Here is a 15,356-nt window from a genome sequence, read left to right as displayed (position 1 = left end):
ATTCTAGACAATAAAAAAGGCGCTAAAAGCGCCTTTTTTGAAACTGTGATAATTCTAACTATTACAGGTGCATACCGATGCGGAAGATAGCTGCATCACCGTATCCATCTACGCCTAGCTTGTTGTAGAAGTAACGGTATTGAACGCCAGTGTAGAAAGTATCTGTGATATCGTACCAAATACCTACAGCACCGTTGTGACCAGTAGAACCATTTTGGTTTAGCGTGTAACCGTCGTTACGAGCTAGTTCAGTTTCGTGCCAGTTAGTAACCATGAATGGTTGACCAGCAACTTCGAATGTGAAACCAGCGTTCCAACCAACCATGTAGCCGTTGAAACCATTTGCATCAGTCACTTTACCGTTAGCATCAACGTTATCAGCTGCAGATACATCGTGAATACCAGCGAAAGGTTTGAACCAGAAGTTGTCGCCAGTTAGACCAGTGTAACCAACACCAATAACACGGTTTTGTTCGCTATCGAATTTATTATCGATAATGTTGTAAATTTGTGCGTAAGCCGTGAAGTCACCAACTACTTTGTAGTGGATAGAGAACTTAGCTGCTTGGCTACGGTCAGTAGAAGCCATGTTTAGCTTTTCGTACTCGTAGAAACCGTAGATTTCACCCCAATCAAAACCAGCACCGCCTTCAGCACCTAGTGTGATGTGATCGTCACGGTTGTCGCTTACTTTAACATCGCTGTTGAAGCCTTCAGTGCCGTTAGTCCACGTTAGGTAGTCTCCGTAAACGTTAGCAAAACCGTATTGGTATTCAGCTTGTGCTGGAAGTGCCGCAGTTGCTGCTAGTGCAGTTAGAGCTAGTAGTGATTTACGCATGGTTCAAACTCTCGTTGATTATGTCGTCGTTAATTCAGGCTGAGTTAAGGGGGTGCCCGATTTGATGGTGGCATTTTATGGGTTTATGTCACCGTTGTGAATGTAACGATTGCGCAAACCTTTGCTAAATGTGATCTTGATCTTCTGTAATCGGTTACATTGGGCTTTTTTTTGTGACCTATTCGGGTAATTAATTTGAACTTTTTCAAATAAGTATGAAGCTGATGTGTTTTGTGGTGGTTTTTTGAACAACATTCGGCGTTGTTTTTTAGACATTCCTGTCTGTTTGGTTTGACATCAACAACAATCAGGCTGTTGATGATGTCATTTTTGGTTGATTAGCCGAAATAAAGGGGTAATGGCAAAAAAATGCAATTGTATATAGTCTAACTAATTAGCGTTTTGTACCTCTATATACCTGTTTTTTGTCACCTTAATGCGCGTCATTTTGCCCTTTGTTGACTAAATGAATCAACACTAACACGGGTAAACCGATAAGTGCCGTGGTGAAGAAAAAGGTGTTGTAGCCAAAATTGTCGACATACATGCCAGAAAAGCCAGCAATGAACTTAGGGAAGAGCAACATGATTGAGCTAAACAATGCGTATTGCGTGGCTGAAAAAGCAACGTTAGTTAGGCTCGACATATAGGTAATGAAAGCGGCAGTCGCAATACCAGCACTCAGGTTATCTAGTGAGATAACAGCTGTCAGCATAGGTATGCTGTTTCCCATATAGGTAAAAGCAACAAACAGTAAATTGGTAAAGGCAGAGAGAATAGCTCCTAAAGCTAAAATACGCATTGTGCCGTATTTACTTACCATGATGCCGCCAAGACCAGCACCGGCGAGTGTCATGATAACGCCGTACACTTTTGAAACCGAGGCGACTTGGGTCTTGGTAAAGCCCATATCGACGTAAAAGGCATTGGCCATGACGCCCATAACGACATCTGAAATACGGTAACAACCAATCAAGACTAAAATTAACAGGGCGTGACGCCCATAGCGTGAAAAGAAGTCCTGAAATGGCATGATGGCTGCGGTATAGAACCAAGCAGAGCCTTTTGCAGCGAGTGGATTCATGCCTTTATTGAGCAAAGATTGTCGGAATTTTTTTTCTATATTGTCGATCTGGCTTGAATCGATCGTCGGTTCTTTAATGCAGAGTGCGGTAATAAGGCCCACTGACATAAAACTCGCCATGATGAAGTAGGCCATTTTCCAGCCCGTCACATCATACGCCGTGTCGGAGCCAAACCACGCGGCAAATGCCAATGCGCCAGCCCCAGCCATAATCATCGCTAAACGGTAGCCTGTCATATAGGCCGCGGCTAATGCTGCCTGTAAGCGCTCAGTTGCTAACTCAATTCGATAAGCATCAATAACGATGTCTTGCGAAGCAGAGGCAAAAGCGACGATCACCGCAAAAATAGCCAGCTGAACTAGGTCGACTTGTGGGTTGCTGATTGCCATACCACATAGCGAAGCAATGATAAGTAACTGTGAGAACACCATCCAGCCACGGCGGCGACCAAGCAGGTGTGAAAAAAGTGGGATAGGGAAACGATCAATCAGTGGTGACCAAATCCATTTAAAGCCATACGCTAACGCGACCCAGCTAAAAAAACCGATGTCGGTGCGACTGACTTCCGCTTCGCGTAGCCAAAACGACAGCGTGCCGAAAACAAGCAAAATAGGAAGGCCAGACGAGAAGCCCAGCGCCAGCATGATAAGTACTTTACGCTCAAGGTATACTCGCCATCCTAAATTTGTCTTGTTTTCTAACGATTGATCCATGTTTACCTCAATGACGAATAGATTCTTCAGCCAATCGAGTACGCGAATGATCAGCATGTTTGTCTGCAACACCAACGCAATAAGGCTAGTGCTGCAGAGGTAATCTATTGTGAATAGAGGCTATAAAGCAAGTGTGTAACGGTAATTTTTCCGTTAAATGACACTATGGCCTAGCTCCATGGATGTTTTCGGGCGCTGGGCCTAGTCCGAGTAGATAGTTTGCACAGCTGACGACCTTGTGCTGAACAAACATATTGCCTAAAAGTTGGTGCTCTTCAACGGCTTCGAGTAGGTGTAGTAAATACCAATAGGTGGATTCATAGTGGTCATTAGGTTGACCCGTCGTGATGGCAAGCCCCCACCATTCGTGCAAATGCTCGGTACAAATGGCTTCGAGTGAAGTGAAACATGTGCGGCCATGAATAGTGTTTAATGTGCTAAGTGCAAGGATTGGGGCGAACTCTTCCACATGAGCATGCACAGCTTGAGTAATGGCGTTGTGCGAAAGGCTGTTATCTGAAATTAATGTAAGCATAAAGTCACCAGAGTGTCGGATCACACTCTGGTGATCGTCACTTAGTTATTAATAGTTTTAATTGTCTTAATAACTATAGGTTGTTGCGGCACATCTTTCATACCCATTGAACGGATAGTCGTGGTAGGTATAGTGGCCATTTTTTCTATTACTGAGAACCCCTTCACAACTTTACCAAACACGGCGTAGCCTGCTTGATTGCCATTGGCGTTCAAAAAGCTGTTATTTTGGTAGTTAATGTAAAATTGACGCGTTGCTGAGTGCGGATCTTGCGTGCGTGCCATTGCCACAGTCGCGCGATCATTTTTCAAACCGTTAGTGGCTTCATTTTTAATGGCATCATACGATGGACGACGGGTTAAATCTTCATCAAAGCCACCACCTTGCGCCATGAAACCAGGGATCACTCGGTGGAAAATAGTACCTTCGTAACTGCCGTCTTCAACATAACGTAGGAAGTTCTTACTACTGATAGGGGCTTTTTGCTCGTCCAGCTGAATCGTGAAGTTACCGACATTCGTGGTGACTTCGACTTGAGTCGTAGCAAAAGCCGATAATGGCAGAGTAACTGCAGCCATAACCGTTAATGCGGTTAACAATTTGCGCATTATAGATTCTCCTGCATGTAGTTGTTCAATTCAGCATCAGCATAAATATCGTTAAGAACAGCAGTCATCAGGCCGTTTAGTGCTAGTTCCATATCTTCAGTTGAAGCACTCATTGCGCCTGTTTTATCTGACTTACCTGCGTAGCGTTTTACGAATTTACCCTTGGGCGTATCAATCACAAGTTGAAGCTGTAGCTTGCTGCTTAATTCATGGCTCATTACGCTGTGTTTCACGTTAACCATAGCCTCAAGAATATCAAGGCGTAGAGTACCTTTACTGTTTTTGTCTAGCTTGTAACCTTGCGCTGTTAGTTGGCGTGCCAGTGCATCTTCCAACGTAACACGCAAGTTTTGAGATGCATGGATCGGCTCTACATTTTGGCGGCCTGTATCAACCACGGCAATAAACTGTGCTGGACGTAAATCTTGGCTAGTTAGGTTGATGTGTGTGCCGTTAACACTTGCTTGGGTTGCAATAACCGGTGTTGGTGCAAGTGTGATCTGCGGTGCTTGCGGTGCAGAACATGCTGATAGCGCAAGAACCGATGCGGCTACAAAAAACTTCTTCATTTTCTTATCCTTAGCTGAAGTATCGACTGCCATGACACCTTGGTACTGAAAGATACAGGGACACATAAGTACGTAGGCAAATCATAAGTGCTTGTTATTCTGGTTATTTGCCAGATTTGTAAATAATAAATTTGTTATTTTGCGCAATTTTTTGAACGTTGCCAAATATGCGTTTCATTTTCTCATCGTATCCCAGTTGGCGGTTACCAATGACGATTAACTGCCCATTAGGGCGAAGAACTTGCTGCGCATCACAGAACATCTGCCAAGCAATATGATCGGTCACTGCATTCTGCTGATGAAATGGAGGGTTACACAGCACCATATCGGCCGATTCAGCTTCCAGTCCATCTAAACAGTTGTTGACGATAGCATGGATTTGTTCTGGGTTATCAAGGTTTAACTTGGCATTTTCGCCACATGATGCAACAGCCATGTAGCTTTCGTCTACGCTGGTTACTTTTGCCTGTGGGTTCAATTTGGCTGCTTTTAAGCTAATCACACCATTACCACAGCCTAAATCGATAATATGTTTAAGGTTTGGATCTTGTGGAATATGGTCTAACAAGAAACGACCACCAATATCTAAACTTTCACCAGAAAATACATTAGCGTGGTTGCTTAGGGTAAAGCCGTGCTCTGGTACATCCCACGTTTTAGGGCTTGGCATCGGTTTCACGAGTGAGCTATCAGGTTTAATGAACACTAAACGTGCTTTTTTAACCGCTAATGATGTTTTGGTTTCACCTAAGTGCTTTTCACACAACTTTAATGTTGATGTGTGAATTTCTTTGGCTTTACCTGCACCAATAATGACGCAATCTTCCGGTACTAAGTGACATAACTGTTGCAGCTGCCAAGTAAGAAGACGGTTGTTTTTAGGTAGTTTGATCAGTACCAACTGCGGGTTGGCAGGTAAGTCTGCAAGGCAGTCGAGTTGTGTCACTTGTGGTAATTCATTTGCAGCTAAGTTTTGACTACAACCTTGCTGTGCGACGTAAGAGTCACTAATGCTGGTGACTTGGCCTTTTTCAGCAAGCCAGCAGCTTAATGCGCCGAAACTATCATTAAAGATCAGGATAGGGCGCTGTGGATCTAATACCATGTCATGAGTGTGATTGATCAGGTACTCATCTGCGGCATCCCATGCTTGCAGGGTTTCGTTTGTACGCTGCGGGTAACGAGCAAGCTTCAAGGTACGATCAAGCAGAGTTAGCACTGGTTTCATTACGGATAACTTTCAGGTATGTTTACGAATTATGGCTATTGTCGCAAAACCTTCGGGATGCGTCACATAGATTTTTCGGTCTGTTGATCCTTTCGGTGATTTACATGTTGCAAGAACGTATTATTGAAAAACTAGAACACGCATTTTCACCAGCTCACCTTGATGTTGTGAATGAGAGCTACATGCACAATGTCCCCGCGGGTTCTGAAAGCCATTTTAAAGTGGTGATCGTATGTTCCGAATTTGAAGGTAAGCGCCTTATTGGGCGTCATCGTGCGGTAAATGCTGTACTAGCGGATGAGCTGGCGAATCATATCCATGCGTTGGCGATGCACACCTATACACCAACTGAGTGGAAAAGTCTTATCGAAGGTGCGCCATCGTCACCAGCTTGTCACGGTGGTGGTAAGTAAAATCGACGCTGCTTAATCTTAGCGTATTTTCTTTAAAATATGGTCATAGTACATACCATAAATCAGCCATGATGTAGTGGCTGATTATCTCTTTATCATGAGATTTCCTTCTCTTCTTATTACCTCTTCTCAGCTCACTTTAATGTAACGCGATGCTCATGCTGGTGGCTTTTTGCGTGTGACTACTCAGTTTGTGCCAAATATAGATAATCCTTTTGTCGTAAAGAGAGGGATTTTTGAAGCGCCAAGCATTATTGCAATTAAACATCTTCTATCATCAAAACCGAATCGTCATTCACTGGCTATACTGAGCGGGTAACGCTGTACACAACCTCGTCTCGATAATTATAAAAAGTGCGAAACAAGGAAGATTGAATGATAAAGCGGCTTTGTAGCGTAGCTCTTATAGTGGCTACTGCTTTTGTTTTAAATGCATGTGATCGTGAGGCATCGTCCGATAACAATGTAGATGCACCGCTCGTGGAATGGAAGTTAGTGACTTCATGGCCAAAAGGCTTTCCTGGACTCGGTTATGCCCCTGAATATTTTGCCGAGCAAGTGTCCCGCTTAAGTGGCGGTAAAATGGTCATCAAAGTGTATGGCGCGGGTGAATTAGTGCCAAGTTTTGATGTGTTTAATGCGGTGTCAAAAGGCACTGCTCAAATGGGGCATTCAGCGGCATATTATTGGGAAGATAAGATACCAGCGGCCCCCTTTTTTGCGGCGGTGCCTTTTGGCATGACCGCGCAAGAAATGAATGCGTGGCTACACTATGGTGGCGGGTTAGCACTGTGGCAGGAATTATATGCGCCTTATGGGGTCATCCCGATGTCAGGGGGAAATACAGGCACCCAAATGGGGGGCTGGTTCAACACGGCGATAAAAGATATCAGTGATCTAAAAGGGCTGAAAATGCGTTTACCAGGGTATGGCGCTGAGGTACTTAAGCGCGCTGGAGGCATTCCGGTTAGTTTACCGGGAGGTGAACTTTTTACTGCACTTGAAACAGGAGCAATTGATGCGACTGAATGGGTGGGACCGTTTAATGATCTGGCTTTTGGGTTACACAATGCAGCGCGTTATTATTATTACCCAGCCTGGCATGAGCCAAGCACCAATATGGAATTCTTAATTAATAAAGATGCTTATCAGGCACTTCCTGATGATCTAAAAGCCATTATTGAAACTGCCGCCCGTGCGACTAGCCAGAATATGCTGGATGAATACACGGTCAAAAATGTTAATGCTCTCAGCGTGTTGCTCAATGAACATGATGTTAAGCTAAAAGCCTTCCCTGAATCTGTTCTGTTGCACTTAAAAACGATTAATAATCAGTTGCTACAAGAACTGAGTCAACAAGACCCTAGCATTAAGAAAATCCATGAATCGTACCAGCGGTTTTTAGGTGCTGTGCGTGAGTATGGCAGGGTGACAGATAATGCAGATGTGAATATCGATTAACATTTTGTAAAAGTTGAGACACATTATCCCAAGTCGATTGCTGACCACTTGTTGCCAGTGTTTGTAACTTGTTTGATTATTGTGGATGTTTGGACTCAAGTGCAAATGAGATGTACAAAAGCACTATCAGTACGAATTGTGGTTTAGTTCAAATTTATTCACTACTGAAAGTGTTGCCATCTCATTCATTGCCGATTTTAGCCCCGATCAGTACGGATTAACATGGTAAAAACCGTTCGATTAATGATAGAATCGCGGGCTTGAAAAAAGCTTATCACAATAAGTTGTGATGAGCTGGTTAATAGGATGTTGCGGCGTCGGTGTAGGATATGAAGCCGGCTTCGGACGATGGAAAGTCGTGTCTTAATTGCGCAATAGAAAATTTCTTTTTTCCCGTTAATGTAGTGCAAGTGCGTATGATTACAATAAAAAAGGGTCTGGATATCCCAATTTCAGGGACTCCTACCCAGGCGATAAATGATGGTAATGCCATCACACGTGTTGCCTTGCTTGGCGAAGAATATGTTGGTATGCGTCCTACCATGCATACCCGCGTAGGGGATGTAGTGAAGAAAGGTCAGGTTCTTTTTGAAGATAAAAAGAATCCTGGCGTTAAATTCACTGCTCCAGCCGCTGGTAAGGTTACTGAGATTAATCGTGGTGCTAAACGTGTTCTACAATCGGTTGTTATCGATGTAGAAGGCAACGAGCAAATCACATACAACAGCTATACCGCTGATCAACTAGCACAGCTCGATCGTGCTGTTGTGGTTGAACAGTTAGTTGAATCTGGCATGTGGACAGCGCTTCGTACCCGTCCATTCAGCAAGGTGCCGGCTATTGATTCAGAAACAAAGGCTATCTTTGTTACTGCAATTGATACCAATCCTCTAGCTGCAAGCCCTGAGCTAATCATCAACGAACAAAGCGATGCGTTTGTTGCTGGTCTAACTCTACTTTCTCGCTTAACTAGCGGCAAAGTCATGGTTTGTAAAGCAGGTTCGAGCTTACCGCGTAGTTCTGAAGCTAACATTGAAGAACACGTATTCAACGGTCCGCACCCTGCTGGCCTAGTTGGTACTCACATCCACAAACTATTCGGTGCTGATGCAGCGAATGTTGCGTGGCACATTAACTACCAAGACGTTATTGCGTTCGGTCAGCTTTTCTTAACAGGTGAGCTATACACTGATCGCGTTGTTGCCCTTGGTGGTCCTGTTGTGAACAACCCACGTCTTGTGCGTACTCAAATCGGTGCTTCTATTGAGCAGCTAACTGATTCTGAGATGATGCCTGGTCAAATTCGTGTGCTTTCAGGCTCTGTTCTGAACGCGACGAAAGCGGTTGGTCCACTGGCTTACCTTGGTCGTTACCACCTTCAAGTAACGGCGCTTCGTGAAGGCTATGAGAAAGAATTCTTAGGCTGGATCGCACCAGGTAAAAACAAATTCTCTGTAACGCGTTCGTTCTTGAGCCAATTCTTCCCTGGTCAGTTGTTTAACATGACAACCACGACTAACGGTAGTGAGCGTTCAATGGTGCCAATTGGTAACTACGAAAAAGTAATGCCACTAGACATCGAACCAACACTGTTACTTCGTGACCTTTGTGCTGGTGATAGCGATAGCGCGCAACTACTGGGTGCGCTTGAGTTAGATGAAGAAGATCTGGCTCTATGTACGTATGTATGCCCAGGTAAGTATGAGTTTGGTCCATTGCTACGTGAGTGCTTGGACAAAATTGAGAAGGAAGGGTAATTCATGGGTCTCAAGAATTTCCTCGAAGATGTTGAACATCACTTTGAACCTGGTGGTAAACACGAAAGATGGTTTGCGCTTTTCGAAGCATTCGCCACTCTTATGTACACTCCAGGCCAAGTGACGCGTACTGGTTCACACGTTCGCGATAGTATTGACCTTAAACGTATCATGATCATGGTATGGTTTGCGGTATTCCCAGCAATGTTCTGGGGCATGTTCAATACGGGTCATCAAGCAATCACTGCTCTAAACCACATGTACGTTGGTGAACAACTAGCGACGGTACTTGCAGGCGATTGGCACTACTGGCTAACGCAAATGTTAGGCGGCACTCTTACAGCTGATGCTGGGTGGGGTAGCAAAATGCTACTCGGTGCGACTTACTTCCTCCCTATCTACGCAGTGGTATTTGCTGTAGGTGGTTTCTGGGAAGTGCTTTTCTGTATGGTGCGTAAGCATGAAGTTAACGAAGGTTTCTTTGTAACTTCTATCTTGTTCGCATTGATCGTTCCAGCAACACTTCCACTTTGGCAAGCTGCACTAGGTATTACCTTTGGTGTTGTTGTTGCGAAAGAGATCTTTGGTGGTACTGGTCGTAACTTCCTTAACCCTGCGCTTGCAGGTCGTGCCTTCCTGTTCTTCGCCTACCCAGCTCAGATCTCTGGTGATCTAGTATGGACTGCGGCTGACGGTTTCTCAGGTGCAACTGCGCTAAGCCAGTGGGCGAACGGTGGTCAAGCTTCTGTACTGAATACAGTGACAGGTGAAGCGATCACTTGGATGGACGCGTTTATCGGTCGTATTCCTGGTTCTATCGGTGAAGTTTCTACACTCGCTATCATTCTTGGTGGCGCAATGATCGTTTACATGGGCATCGCTTCATGGCGCATCATCGCGGGTACTATGATTGGTATGGTTGCAGCAGCGACTCTGTTTAACATCGTTGGTTCTGACACTAATGCAATGTTCAGCATGCCATGGCACTGGCACCTAGTTCTAGGTGGTTTTGCATTCGGTATGATGTTCATGGCAACTGACCCTGTATCAGCGGCATTTACCAATAAAGGTAAGTGGTGGTACGGTGCGTTAATTGGTGCAATGGCAGTGATGATTCGTGTAGTTAACCCAGCTTACCCTGAGGGTATGATGCTGGCGATTCTATTCGCGAACCTCTTCGCGCCTCTATTTGACAACCTAGTTGTTCAGGGCAACATCAAACGGAGACTAGCTCGCCATGGCAAGTAATAACGATAGCATTAAAAAAACGCTGATTGTTGTTGTCGCGCTGAGCCTAGTCTGCTCGATCGTGGTATCAACTGCAGCTGTTGCACTGCGTCCTCTACAGCAAAAAAATGCGGTAGAAGATGTTCAGCGTAACATCTTGTCTGTTGCTGGCCTGCTTGACGGTGCTGCAAACATTCAAGAAGCATACGGTCAGTTCATCGAGCCTAAGCTTGTTGACTTAAACACTGGCGAGTTTGTTGATCAAACTGAAGCGGGTCAAACACCTGCACAGTACAACCAACGTTCAGCTGCGAAAGATCCAGCACAATCTGTGAAGCTAAACGCTGAGCAAGATCTGGCTAAGATCATTCGTCGTGCAAACGTGGCGACTGTTTACCTCGTTAAAGACGCGAACGATAACATCGAGAAGCTGATCCTACCGGTTCACGGTAACGGTCTGTGGTCTATGATGTACGCATTCGTTGCGGTTGAGACTGACGGTAATACTGTTTCTGGTATCACTTACTACCAGCAGGGTGAAACCCCTGGACTGGGTGGTGAAATCGAAAACCCGAACTGGCGTGCACAGTTTGAAGGTAAGAAACTGTTTGATGACAACAACCAACCTGCTATTCGCGTAGTGAAAGGTGGTGCAACCCCTGGTGATATCCACGGTGTTGACGGTCTTTCTGGTGCGACGCTAACTGGTAACGGTGTACAACACACCTTCGATTTCTGGTTAGGCGACATGGGCTTCGGTCCTTTCCTAGCTAAGGTTCGTAAGGGAGGCCTGAACAATGGCTGATGCTAAAGAAATGAAAAAGATCTTGTTTGCGCCGTTTCTCGACAACAACCCGATCGCGCTTCAGGTTCTTGGTGTATGTTCTGCACTAGCGGTTACTACGAAACTAGAAACAGCGTTTGTAATGACGCTAGCGGTAACGTTTGTTACAGCATTTTCTAACTTCTTTGTATCGTTAGTTCGTAATCATATTCCTAACAGTGTACGTATCATCGCGCAGATGGCGATCATTGCATCACTAGTAATCTTGGTTGACCAAGTACTAAAAGCATTTGTTTACGATATTTCTAAACAGCTTTCTGTATTCGTTGGCCTGATCATTACTAACTGTATCGTAATGGGTCGTGCTGAAGCATACGCAATGAAGTCTGCACCATTACCGTCGCTTATTGATGGTATTGGTAACGGTCTTGGTTACGGTTTCGTACTAATCACTGTTGGCTTCTTCCGTGAACTACTAGGTTCAGGTAAGTTATTTGGCATCGAGGTTCTACCTCTAGTATCTGACGGCGGTTGGTACCAACCAAACGGCATGATGCTACTAGCGCCATCAGCTTTCTTCCTGATCGGTTTCATGATCTGGGCTATCCGTATTGTTCGTCCAGAACAAGTAGAAGCGAAGGAGTAAGGGGAACATGGAACATTATCTAAGCCTTTTAGTTCGTTCGATTTTTATCGAGAACATGGCACTTTCGTTCTTCTTAGGTATGTGTACATTCCTTGCGGTATCTAAGAAAGTTAAAACCTCTTTTGGCCTAGGTGTTGCAGTAATCGTTGTATTGACGATTGCGGTACCGGTAAACAACCTTGTTTACAACCTACTGCTAAAAGATGGTGCGATTGTTGAAGGTGTGGACTTAAGCTTCCTTAACTTCATCACGTTTATCGGTGTAATTGCAGCACTTGTTCAGATTCTAGAAATGATTCTGGACCGCTTCTTCCCACCGCTATACAACGCACTAGGTATTTTCCTTCCGCTGATCACAGTTAACTGTGCAATCTTCGGTGGTGTATCTTTCATGGTACAACGTGACTACAACTTCCTTGAGTCTGTAGTATACGGTTTCGGTTCAGGCACCGGTTGGATGCTTGCAATCGTTGCCCTTGCGGGTATTCGTGAAAAGATGAAGTACTCAGACGTACCTCCGGGTTTACGTGGTTTGGGTATTACATTCATCACTGTTGGTCTTATGGCGTTAGGCTTTATGTCTTTCTCTGGCGTACAGCTGTAATCAGGATAATAGGAATAGTCAATGGATATTATTCTTGGCGTAGTCATGTTCACTCTGATTATCCTGGCTCTAGTTTTAGTGATTCTTTTCGCTAAATCTAAGCTAGTACCATCAGGCGACATTACTATCTCAGTAAACAACGATCCGGAAAAAGCGATTACAACCGCTGCCGGTAGTAAACTACTTAATGCTCTTTCAGCAAGTGGTATCTTCGTTTCTTCTGCTTGTGGTGGCGGTGGCTCTTGTGGCCAGTGTCGCGTTAAAGTTAAATCGGGTGGTGGTGACATCTTACCGACTGAACTTGACCACATCACAAAAGGTGAAGCACGTGAAGGCGAACGTCTAGCATGTCAGGTTAACGTTAAATCTGATATGAACATCGAGCTTCCAGAAGAAATCTTTGGTGTTAAGAAGTGGGAATGTGAAGTTCTTTCGAATGACAACGAAGCAACGTTCATCAAAGAACTCGTGCTTAAAATCCCAGAAGGCGAGGAAGTTCCTTTCCGTGCTGGTGGTTACATTCAGATTGAAGCTGAACCGCACCACATCAAATACTCTGACTTCGATGTTCCTGAGGAATACCGTGGTGATTGGGACAAGTTCAACCTGTTCCGTTACGAGTCAGTTGTTAAAGAGCATTCAATCCGTGCTTACTCAATGGCGTCATACCCAGAAGAGAAAGGCCTGATTAAGCTTAACGTGCGTATCGCAACGCCGCCGCCAAACAACCCAGATGTACCACCAGGTGTGATGTCTTCATACATTTGGTCTCTGAAGTCTGGCGATACATGTACTATTTCTGGTCCTTTCGGTGAGTTCTTCGCGAAAGAAACGGATAACGAAATGGTATTCATCGGTGGTGGTGCTGGTATGGCACCTATGCGCTCTCACATATTCGACCAGCTTCTACGTCTTAAATCTAAGCGTAAGATGACTTACTGGTACGGTGCTCGCTCTAAGCGTGAAATGTTCTACATTGAAGATTTCGATACGCTAGCTGCGGACAACGAAAACTTCGAGTGGCATGTTGCACTGTCTGATCCTTCTCCAGAAGATAACTGGGATGGTTACACAGGCTTCATCCATAACGTGATTTACGAGAATTACTTGAAAGATCACGAAGCACCAGAAGACTGTGAATACTACATGTGTGGTCCACCAATGATGAATGCTGCTGTTATCGGCATGCTGAAAGATCTTGGTGTAGAAGACGAAAACATCCTACTGGATGACTTCGGTGGCTAATTAGCCCTTCGAGCACAATACATTGGCTGACTCCGTTAAGGGTCAGCCTTTTTTCATCTTGGCGCTAGTTATACCAATCTACATAAGTACTTGATCATTAACGTTGATTATTAGACCAATTACTTATCCAGATTTGTATTGTTGAATAAAAAATACCCGTAAGAGTTCTGTTAAATATCAGAATCAAGGGTGATTTGTTCAAGTAGCAACAGATAGAAAGTCTATTTGCTGTGTATACACATGCAAAATATCCCCCCTTCATTTTGGAGTTGATTAAATGAAGAAGATGTTAAGCCAAGCTATCGTATTGATGGCAATGGTTCTTACTTTAGCTGGCTGTGGTGATAAGCGTGAACTTATTCATCTCAATGGCTCAACCATGGGCACCTATTATTCAATCAAGTTGATTAAGCAGGAAGGTTTACCTGATGCCGAGGTGATCCAGGCTGAAATTGATCGCCGACTAGAGTTAGTCAATGATCAAATGTCAACTTACCGTAAGCATTCCGAACTTAGTCAATTTAACCAACATACAGACGGTACTCCTTTCACTGTGTCTGCTGATACCGCGAAAGTGGTTGCAGAAGCTGTTCGTTTAGCGAAGCTGACCAATGGCGCACTGGATATAACGGTTGGCCCTGTAGTGAATTTATGGAGCTTTGGTCCAGAAGCGCGTCCAGAAAGTACGCCAACCGCTGCTGAAATTGCAGAGCGTAAAAAAATAGTGGGTATTCACCACTTAAGCATAGAAGGCAATACTTTAACCAAAGACATCCCAGATCTTTATGTTGATTTGTCATCGATTGCAAAAGGCTTTGGCGTCGATGTTGTCGCAGATTATTTTGATGAGCTAAATGTTGCGGATTACTTGGTTGAAATTGGTGGTGAACTGAGCTTAAAAGGTTTGAACCCAGAAGGTATTCCTTGGCGTATTGCCGTTGAAAAACCAACAGACGACGGTTCACGAGCAGTACAAGAAATCATCGAACCTGGTACTATGGCTGTGGCGACGTCGGGTGATTACCGAAATTATTTTGAAGAAAATGGTGTTCGTTATTCACACTTGATCGATCCTAAAACCTGTAAACCTATTGATAACCATGTGGTTTCTGTAACGGTTCTGCATCCATCAAGCATGACAGCCGATGCGCTAGCAACAGCATTCTCTGTTATGGGCGAAGAGAAAGCGATAGAATTAGCAACAGCAGAAAATTTACCCGTTTTGTTAGTGGTGAAAACCGAACAAGGCTTTAAAGAATTCATGACAGATGCGTTTAAGACGTACCTGAAGAAAAAATAGAGAATCGTTATGGCGGTATATTTAACAACCTTCGCGGTCTTTCTACTGGTCATTGCAGCGATGGCTGTAGGCTATATTTTCCAACGAAAAACCGTCAGCGGTAGCTGTGGTGGTCTTGACGGTATTGGTATAGCTAAAGAGTGTGATTGCCCTGAACCTTGTGATGCACGTAAAAAGCGTGAAGCACGCGAGGCACGTCAAGATGAATGGAAAAAGAATCAGATTCTTTAATGCCAGATATTAGATAAAATAAAAGCCTGAGTTTGTGAAGTGACCCCATTAAGTTGGACATTTTAGTTAAGCGGCTTGTAAGGCCTGATTTCGATATTCTATCGGAGTCAGG

At 44.4% G+C, this 15,356-nt stretch carries 16 protein-coding genes; 10 read left to right on the top strand and 6 right to left on the bottom strand.

Annotated features, from left to right (window positions below):
- Positions 1 to 61 precede the first annotated feature (61 nt).
- The 6 genes from ASV53_RS16635 to ASV53_RS16605 form a co-directional block, all read right to left on the bottom strand.
- A complete protein-coding gene (locus ASV53_RS16635; RefSeq protein ID WP_094957910.1) occupies positions 62 to 838 on the bottom strand; it encodes an outer membrane protein OmpK in 777 nt (258 codons plus the stop codon).
- 433 nt (positions 839 to 1,271) lie between these two features.
- Positions 1,272 to 2,636: an AmpG family muropeptide MFS transporter gene (locus ASV53_RS16625; RefSeq protein WP_062691049.1), complete on the bottom strand. Its 1,365-nt coding sequence runs from the start codon at positions 2,634 to 2,636 to the stop codon at positions 1,272 to 1,274.
- A 163-nt stretch (positions 2,637 to 2,799) separates the two neighbouring features.
- A complete protein-coding gene (locus ASV53_RS16620) occupies positions 2,800 to 3,171 on the bottom strand; it encodes a hypothetical protein (protein WP_094957908.1) in 372 nt (123 codons plus the stop codon).
- A gap of 41 nt (positions 3,172 to 3,212) precedes the next feature.
- A complete protein-coding gene (locus ASV53_RS16615; protein WP_094957907.1) occupies positions 3,213 to 3,779 on the bottom strand; it encodes a peptidylprolyl isomerase in 567 nt (188 codons plus the stop codon).
- The gene (locus ASV53_RS16610) at positions 3,779 to 4,348 is read right to left on the bottom strand and encodes a YajG family lipoprotein (RefSeq protein ID WP_062691044.1); all 570 of its coding nucleotides are present in this window, start codon (positions 4,346 to 4,348) and stop codon (positions 3,779 to 3,781) included. The genes ASV53_RS16615 and ASV53_RS16610 overlap by 1 nt, the downstream gene beginning before the upstream one ends.
- 103 nt (positions 4,349 to 4,451) lie before the next feature.
- A complete protein-coding gene (locus ASV53_RS16605) occupies positions 4,452 to 5,576 on the bottom strand; it encodes a methyltransferase (protein ID WP_094957906.1) in 1,125 nt (374 codons plus the stop codon).
- A gap of 104 nt (positions 5,577 to 5,680) precedes the next feature.
- Between ASV53_RS16605 and bolA the strand changes: the two genes are divergently transcribed.
- The 10 genes from bolA to nqrM all read left to right on the top strand — a co-directional run bounded on the left by bolA (position 5,681) and on the right by nqrM (position 15,244).
- Positions 5,681 to 5,989 (top strand): transcriptional regulator BolA, encoded by a 309-nt coding sequence (gene bolA, locus ASV53_RS16600; RefSeq protein ID WP_062691046.1) that lies wholly within the window; start codon positions 5,681 to 5,683, stop codon positions 5,987 to 5,989.
- 375 nt (positions 5,990 to 6,364) lie between these two features.
- Positions 6,365 to 7,450, top strand: coding sequence for a TRAP transporter substrate-binding protein (locus tag ASV53_RS16595; RefSeq protein ID WP_094957905.1), 1,086 nt, complete (start codon positions 6,365 to 6,367; stop codon positions 7,448 to 7,450).
- Positions 7,451 to 7,866: 416 nt separating this feature from the next.
- Positions 7,867 to 9,207: a Na(+)-translocating NADH-quinone reductase subunit A gene (locus ASV53_RS25520; RefSeq protein WP_189337897.1), complete on the top strand. Its 1,341-nt coding sequence runs from the start codon at positions 7,867 to 7,869 to the stop codon at positions 9,205 to 9,207.
- A gap of 3 nt (positions 9,208 to 9,210) precedes the next feature.
- Positions 9,211 to 10,455 (top strand): NADH:ubiquinone reductase (Na(+)-transporting) subunit B, encoded by a 1,245-nt coding sequence (locus ASV53_RS25515; protein ID WP_189337896.1) that lies wholly within the window; start codon positions 9,211 to 9,213, stop codon positions 10,453 to 10,455.
- A complete protein-coding gene (locus ASV53_RS16585) occupies positions 10,445 to 11,239 on the top strand; it encodes a Na(+)-translocating NADH-quinone reductase subunit C (protein WP_062692702.1) in 795 nt (264 codons plus the stop codon). Before ASV53_RS25515 ends, ASV53_RS16585 begins: the two co-directional genes overlap by 11 nt.
- On the top strand, positions 11,232 to 11,864 hold the full coding sequence (locus tag ASV53_RS16580; RefSeq protein ID WP_094957904.1) for an NADH:ubiquinone reductase (Na(+)-transporting) subunit D: 633 nt from the start codon (positions 11,232 to 11,234) through the stop codon (positions 11,862 to 11,864). The genes ASV53_RS16585 and ASV53_RS16580 overlap by 8 nt, the downstream gene beginning before the upstream one ends.
- Positions 11,865 to 11,871: 7 nt before the next feature.
- Entirely contained in the window at positions 11,872 to 12,468 is a 597-nt protein-coding gene (gene nqrE, locus ASV53_RS16575) for an NADH:ubiquinone reductase (Na(+)-transporting) subunit E (protein ID WP_048898159.1), read from the top strand.
- A gap of 21 nt (positions 12,469 to 12,489) precedes the next feature.
- Positions 12,490 to 13,713 carry an NADH:ubiquinone reductase (Na(+)-transporting) subunit F gene (gene nqrF, locus ASV53_RS16570; RefSeq protein ID WP_094957903.1) on the top strand — a complete coding sequence of 408 codons (1,224 nt, stop codon included), beginning with the start codon at positions 12,490 to 12,492 and terminating at the stop codon, positions 13,711 to 13,713.
- Positions 13,714 to 13,990: 277 nt separating this feature from the next.
- Positions 13,991 to 15,013, top strand: coding sequence for an FAD:protein FMN transferase (locus ASV53_RS16565; RefSeq protein WP_094957902.1), 1,023 nt, complete (start codon positions 13,991 to 13,993; stop codon positions 15,011 to 15,013).
- 9 nt (positions 15,014 to 15,022) lie between these two features.
- A complete protein-coding gene (nqrM, locus tag ASV53_RS16560; protein ID WP_094957901.1) occupies positions 15,023 to 15,244 on the top strand; it encodes a (Na+)-NQR maturation NqrM in 222 nt (73 codons plus the stop codon).
- The last annotated feature ends 112 nt before the right edge of the window (positions 15,245 to 15,356 follow it).

This window comes from Photobacterium sanguinicancri, assembly GCF_002265265.1.
Classification (GTDB): domain Bacteria; phylum Pseudomonadota; class Gammaproteobacteria; order Enterobacterales; family Vibrionaceae; genus Photobacterium; species Photobacterium sanguinicancri.
Note: the sequence above shows the minus strand (reverse complement) of the source record. Positions and strands in the feature narration are given on the sequence as shown.

Excerpts from the sequence above, each read along its gene's own strand:
- ASV53_RS16635 (WP_094957910.1), bottom strand. The coding sequence starts at position 838 with ATGCGTAAATCACTACTAGCTCTAACTGCACTAGCAGCAACTGCGGCA.
- ASV53_RS16625 (WP_062691049.1), bottom strand. The coding sequence starts at position 2,636 with ATGGATCAATCGTTAGAAAACAAGACAAATTTAGGATGGCGAGTATAC.
- ASV53_RS16620 (WP_094957908.1), bottom strand. The coding sequence starts at position 3,171 with ATGCTTACATTAATTTCAGATAACAGCCTTTCGCACAACGCCATTACT.
- ASV53_RS16615 (WP_094957907.1), bottom strand. The coding sequence starts at position 3,779 with ATGCGCAAATTGTTAACCGCATTAACGGTTATGGCTGCAGTTACTCTG.
- ASV53_RS16610 (WP_062691044.1), bottom strand. The coding sequence starts at position 4,348 with ATGAAGAAGTTTTTTGTAGCCGCATCGGTTCTTGCGCTATCAGCATGT.
- ASV53_RS16605 (WP_094957906.1), bottom strand. The coding sequence starts at position 5,576 with ATGAAACCAGTGCTAACTCTGCTTGATCGTACCTTGAAGCTTGCTCGT.
- bolA (WP_062691046.1), top strand. The coding sequence starts at position 5,681 with ATGTTGCAAGAACGTATTATTGAAAAACTAGAACACGCATTTTCACCA.
- ASV53_RS16595 (WP_094957905.1), top strand. The coding sequence starts at position 6,365 with ATGATAAAGCGGCTTTGTAGCGTAGCTCTTATAGTGGCTACTGCTTTT.
- ASV53_RS25520 (WP_189337897.1), top strand. The coding sequence starts at position 7,867 with ATGATTACAATAAAAAAGGGTCTGGATATCCCAATTTCAGGGACTCCT.
- ASV53_RS25515 (WP_189337896.1), top strand. The coding sequence starts at position 9,211 with ATGGGTCTCAAGAATTTCCTCGAAGATGTTGAACATCACTTTGAACCT.
- ASV53_RS16585 (WP_062692702.1), top strand. The coding sequence starts at position 10,445 with ATGGCAAGTAATAACGATAGCATTAAAAAAACGCTGATTGTTGTTGTC.
- ASV53_RS16580 (WP_094957904.1), top strand. The coding sequence starts at position 11,232 with ATGGCTGATGCTAAAGAAATGAAAAAGATCTTGTTTGCGCCGTTTCTC.
- nqrE (WP_048898159.1), top strand. The coding sequence starts at position 11,872 with ATGGAACATTATCTAAGCCTTTTAGTTCGTTCGATTTTTATCGAGAAC.
- nqrF (WP_094957903.1), top strand. The coding sequence starts at position 12,490 with ATGGATATTATTCTTGGCGTAGTCATGTTCACTCTGATTATCCTGGCT.
- ASV53_RS16565 (WP_094957902.1), top strand. The coding sequence starts at position 13,991 with ATGAAGAAGATGTTAAGCCAAGCTATCGTATTGATGGCAATGGTTCTT.
- nqrM (WP_094957901.1), top strand. The coding sequence starts at position 15,023 with ATGGCGGTATATTTAACAACCTTCGCGGTCTTTCTACTGGTCATTGCA.